At 59.2% G+C, this 5227-nt stretch carries 4 protein-coding genes and 1 pseudogene; 3 read left to right on the top strand and 2 right to left on the bottom strand.

What is annotated here, in order from left to right; all coding sequences use genetic code 11:
• Together NDI87_RS16315 and NDI87_RS16310 are read right to left on the bottom strand one after the other, a co-directional pair.
• Positions 1–289 (bottom strand): annotated as a pseudogene (locus NDI87_RS16315) (Fe-S oxidoreductase); the annotation flags it as partial.
• 124 nt (positions 290–413) lie between these two features.
• Entirely contained in the window at positions 414–836 is a 423-nt protein-coding gene (locus tag NDI87_RS16310; protein WP_296276579.1) for a rubrerythrin family protein, read from the bottom strand.
• Between the two features lie 292 nt (positions 837–1128).
• On the opposite strand from NDI87_RS16310, the gene ahpC reads away from it, so the two are divergent.
• The 3 genes from ahpC to NDI87_RS16295 all read left to right on the top strand — a co-directional run.
• Positions 1129–1692, top strand: a complete 564-nt coding sequence (ahpC, locus tag NDI87_RS16305) for an alkyl hydroperoxide reductase subunit C (RefSeq protein ID WP_296276577.1) — start codon at positions 1129–1131, stop codon at positions 1690–1692.
• 157 nt (positions 1693–1849) lie between these two features.
• A complete protein-coding gene (ahpF, locus tag NDI87_RS16300; RefSeq protein ID WP_296276574.1) occupies positions 1850–3415 on the top strand; it encodes an alkyl hydroperoxide reductase subunit F in 1566 nt (521 codons plus the stop codon).
• Positions 3416–3517: 102 nt separating this feature from the next.
• The coding region (locus NDI87_RS16295) for a valine--tRNA ligase (RefSeq protein WP_296276572.1) at positions 3518–5227 on the top strand (1710 nt) is incomplete at its 3' end.

Genomic DNA, 5227 nt, shown 5'->3' with positions numbered 1-5227 from the left:
GCACATACGGGCACTTGGTCATGTAACACAGGTCGCACAGGTAACACTGGCTCACCACTTTCCAGTAGTCCTTTTTGTCAACGCCATCCACTTCCATGGTCTTGCTCTCGTCCACCAGGTCAAACAGGGTGGGGAACGCGCCGCACAGGCTCACACAGCGGCGGCAACCGTGGCAGATGTCAAAGATGCGCTCAAGTTCGACAAAGGTTTTTTCTTCGTTGTAATACTCAGGGTTTTTCCAGTCAATCGCGTGACGGGTGGGTGCTGACAGATTGCCCTCGGTGACCATGGTGATCTTCCTTGTCAAGAATGTTGTCGTGGCGCAGGAAACAGCGAATGCATGCGGCGCAAAACAGCGGCACGGGATTGGCATTGGGCGCTGCCGGCAACGCCCAACACGAATCACTCAAACATCAATCAACCAGTTCGACCAAAGCCTTGGTATAGCGGTTGGCGTGCGAGCGCTCAGCCTTGGCCAGGGTTTCAAACCAGTCGGCCACTTCGTCATGACCTTCCTCGCGTGCGGTTTTGGCCATGCCGGGGTACATGTCGGTGTACTCGTGGGTTTCGCCAGCAACAGCCGAGGCCAGGTTCTGGCGGGTGGCGCCAAACGGCATGCCGGTGGCCGGGTCGCCACACTGTTCCAGCCACTCCAGATGGCCGTGGGCGTGGCCGGTTTCGCCTTCAGCGGTGGAGCGGAACAGGGCGGCCACGTCGGGCTGCCCTTCCACGTCGGCCTTGTTCGCGAAATACAAATAGCGTCGGTTGGCCTGGGATTCGCCTGCGAAGGCGGCTTTCAGGTTGTCTTCCGTTTTCGAGCCTTTGAGTGCTGCCATGGAAATCTCCTTGAAGTTGACGAAGAAAGAAAGTTTGCTTTGAACAAAATGCGCCAAAGACAAATTCAGCATATACGGCCAAACAGCGCCCGGTCAAATTGGTACTGTCAATGCCTTTGATTGATTCGAACTATTAAATGCGGTCTATCGATACAAGACGACGCTGTTGCGTCATTAAATTTGGCTATTGATAGCTTATGGATAATGAATCATGAATTCGATAGAATTGAACTATGATTCATCCCATCGGCAGACAACCGACATCTTTTTTAAACCCTCAAAGGAATTACCCATGTCATTGATCAACACGCAAGTTCAGCCTTTCAAAGCCCAAGCCTTCCACAACGGCAAATTCGTTGAAGTCAGCAACGAAAGCATGAAGGGCAAATGGTCGGTCGTGATCTTCATGCCGGCGGCCTTCACCTTCAACTGCCCCACCGAAGTGGAAGATGCGGCAGAAAACTATGCCGAATTCCAGAAGGTCGGTGCTGAAGTCTATGTGGTGACCACCGACACCCACTTTTCGCACAAGGTCTGGCACGAGACCTCCCCCGCCGTGGGCAAGGCCCAGTTCCCGCTGGTGGGTGACCCCACTCACACCCTGACCAACGCCTTTGGCGTGCACATTCCTGAAGCTGGCCTGGCACTGCGCGGCACTTTCGTGATCAACCCTGATGGCGTGATCAAGACCATGGAAGTGCACGACAACGCGATTGCCCGTGATGTCAAGGAAACCCTGCGCAAGCTGCATGCCGCTCAGTACGTGGCTGCTCACCCAGGTGAAGTCTGTCCCGCCAAGTGGAACGAAGGCGCCAAAACCATCGCTCCGTCGATCGACCTGGTCGGCAAGATCTAAAGACCCGCGATTCAAAGCGCCGGGCATCACCCCGGCGTAGCTCCTGGCAACACTTCTGGCGGACTCAAAAGGTTCGCCAGCCTGTTTCTGGCTTTGTCCACACATTGGGGCTGAGGCCGGTTCTCAAAGTCACTTAAATTACGAAAGAACGAAAGACATGTTGGACGAACCCCTGAAGACACAACTCGGCGCCTACCTGGAACGCGTGCAACAGCCTTTCGACATCGTCGCCTCGTTAGACGACTCTGAGAACTCCCGCGACATGCTCTCGCTGCTGCAGACCATTCAGGGCCTGCGCAGTGACAAGATCACGCTCAAGACCGACGGCAATGACGCACGCAAGCCGTCATTCAGCCTGCAGCGCAGTGGCAGCAGCAACAGCCTGCGTTTTGCCGGCTTGCCGCTGGGTCATGAATTCACCTCGCTGGTGCTGGCGCTGCTCTGGACCGGTGGCCACCCGCCCAAGGTCGAGCAGGATGTGATCGACCAGATCAAGGCGCTCGACGGTGACTACAACTTTGAGGTCTACATGTCGCTGAGCTGCCACAACTGCCCTGACGTGGTGCAGGCGCTGTCGCTGATGGCGGTGTTCAACCCCAGGGTCAAGACCGTGATCATCGAAGGCGGCGCATTCCAGGACGAGGTGAATCAGCGCCAGATCATGGCGGTGCCGATGGTGTTCTTGAACGGCGAGATGTTCCACTCCGGCCGCATCCTGGTGGAAGAAGTCATTGCCAAGCTCGACACTGGCGCGGCCGCCCGCGACGCGGCCAAACTCAGCGCACAAGCGCCGTATGACGTATTGATCGTCGGTGGCGGCCCGGCTGGCGCAGCGGCTGCGGTGTATGCCGCCCGCAAGGGTATTCGCACCGGCATTGCCGCCGAGCGTTTTGGCGGTCAGGTGAACGACACCATGGCGATCGAAAACTTTGTCTCGGTGCTGGCAACCGACGGCCCCAAATTTGCTGCGGCACTCGAAGCCCATGTGCGCGCCTACGAGGTCGAGATCATGAACCTGCAACGCGCCGACAAGCTGATCCCGGCTGCTGCGCCCAATGGTCTGATTGAAATCCAGCTCGCCAATGGTGGCTCCCTGAAAAGCAAAACCGTGATTCTGAGCACCGGCGCGCGCTGGCGCAATGTGAACGTGCCCGGCGAGCAGGAGTACAAAAACAAGGGTGTGGCCTATTGCCCGCACTGCGACGGGCCGCTCTTCAAGGGCAAGGACGTGGCGGTGATTGGCGGTGGCAACTCAGGCATCGAGGCCGCCATCGACCTCGCCGGCCTGGTCAAGCATGTCACCGTGATCGAGTTCATGCCCGAACTCAAGGCTGATGCGGTGCTGGTCAAAAAGCTGCACAGCCTGAACAATGTGACGGTCCATACCAACGCCCAAACCACCGAGATCACCGGTGCCGACGGCAAGGTCAACGGCCTGCGCTACAAAGACCGCGCCAGCAATACCGAGCACCTGGTGCCGCTGCAAGGCGTCTTTGTGCAAATTGGCTTGGTTCCCAACACCGAATGGCTCAAGGGCACGTTGGAACTGTCAAAACACGGCGAGATCGTGGTCGATGCCCGCGGCCAGACCTCCTTGCCGGGTGTGTTTGCCGCAGGGGATGCCACCACCGTGCCGTTCAAGCAAATCATCATTGCCAGCGGCGACGGCGCCAAGGCGGCCCTGGGCGCGTTCGATCACCTGATGCGTATGCCTGCGGCCTGAGTCAATTCGCAGGGTGTGCGGTCCCGGTAAAATCGGGGCAGTTTCCAACTCTTCCTTGGAACGGCACCTGCGGGTGCCGTTCGTCATTTTTGGCACCATCCCATGACCGACACCCTTGACCAACCCGGCCTCAACAGCCTGTCCAAATCGTTTGAACCCGCCGCGCTGGAAGCGCATTGGGGGCCGGAGTGGGAAAAGCGCGGTTATGGTGTCGCCGGCGCGCGCGGTACCGGCCAGCCCAGCCTTGCGGCTGCGGCGCGCGGCGAAAATTTTTGCATCCAGCTGCCGCCGCCCAATGTCACCGGCACGCTGCACATGGGGCACGCGTTCAACCAGACCATCATGGACAGCCTGACGCGTTACCACCGCATGAAAGGCTTCAACACCGCCTGGATTCCGGGTACCGACCACGCCGGCATTGCCACGCAGATCGTGGTTGAGCGCCAGTTGCAGGCCCAAGGCATCAGCCGCCACGACATGGGCCCGACGCCGGCCGAGGCGCGTAAGAACTTTGTGTCAAAAGTCTGGGAATGGAAAGAAAAGAGCGGCAACACCATCACCACCCAAATGCGCCGCATGGGTGACAGCGTGGACTGGAGCCGTGAGTACTTCACCATGGACCCCAAGCTGTCCAAGACCGTGACCGAAACCTTTGTGCGCCTGTACGAGCAGGGTCTGATCTACCGTGGCAAACGCCTGGTCAACTGGGACCCGGTGCTGATGAGCGCGGTGTCTGACCTGGAGGTGGAAAGCGAAGAGGAAGACGGCAGCCTGTGGCACATCCTGTACCCGTTTGCCGACGGCCCGCAGATGGTCAAGGGCGAACTGGCCCCCGGTCTGGTCGTGGCCACCACGCGCCCCGAGACCATGCTCGGCGACGTGGCCGCCATGGTGCACCCCGAAGACGAGCGTTACGCGCACCTGATCGGCAAACACGTCACGCTGCCGCTGTGCAACCGCACGATTCCGATCATTGCCGACGATTACGTCGACAAGGCCTTTGGCACCGGTGTGGTGAAAGTCACGCCCGCCCACGACCAGAACGACTACGCGGTGGGCCAGCGCCACAAACTGCCGATGATTTGTGTGCTCACGCTCGACGCCAAGATCAACGATCAGGCGCCTGCGGTGTACATGGGGCTGGACCGTTTTGCCGCGCGCAAACAGATCGTCAAGGACCTGCAGGCGCTGGAATTGATGGTCGAGATCAAGAAACACAAACTGATGGTGCCGCGCTGCGCCCGCACCGGCCAGGTCATCGAACCGATGTTGACCGACCAGTGGTTCGTGGCCATGAGCAAGGTCAGCGACCAGGACCCCACCGGCAAATCCATCACCCAAAAAGCCATTGACGCGGTGCAGTCGGGTGAAGTGCGTTTTGTGCCCGAGAACTGGGTCAACACCTACAACCAGTGGATGAACAACATTCAGGACTGGTGCATCAGCCGCCAGCTCTGGTGGGGCCACCAGATTCCGGCCTGGTACGACGAAGACGGCAAGGTCTATGTCGCGCGCAACGAGGCCGAGGCCCAGGCACAAGCGCCCGGCAAGACGCTCAAGCGCGACGAAGACGTGCTCGACACCTGGTACTCGTCAGCGCTGGTGCCGTTCAGCACCATGGGCTGGCCTGAGAAAACGGAAGATTTCGACCTGTATCTGCCATCCAGCGTGCTCGTCACCGGCTACGACATCATCTTCTTCTGGGTCGCCCGGATGATCATGATGACCACCCATTTCACCGGCCAGGTGCCGTTCAAACACGTCTACATCCACGGCCTGGTGCGCGACGCCCAGGGCCACAAGATGAGCAAG

Origin of the sequence: Rhodoferax sp. (assembly GCF_023701345.1) — a bacterium.
In the GTDB taxonomy this organism is placed as follows: domain Bacteria; phylum Pseudomonadota; class Gammaproteobacteria; order Burkholderiales; family Burkholderiaceae_C; genus Rhodoferax.
The sequence above is the reverse complement of the archived record's forward strand: the minus strand, read 5'-3'. Positions and strand labels throughout refer to the sequence as shown.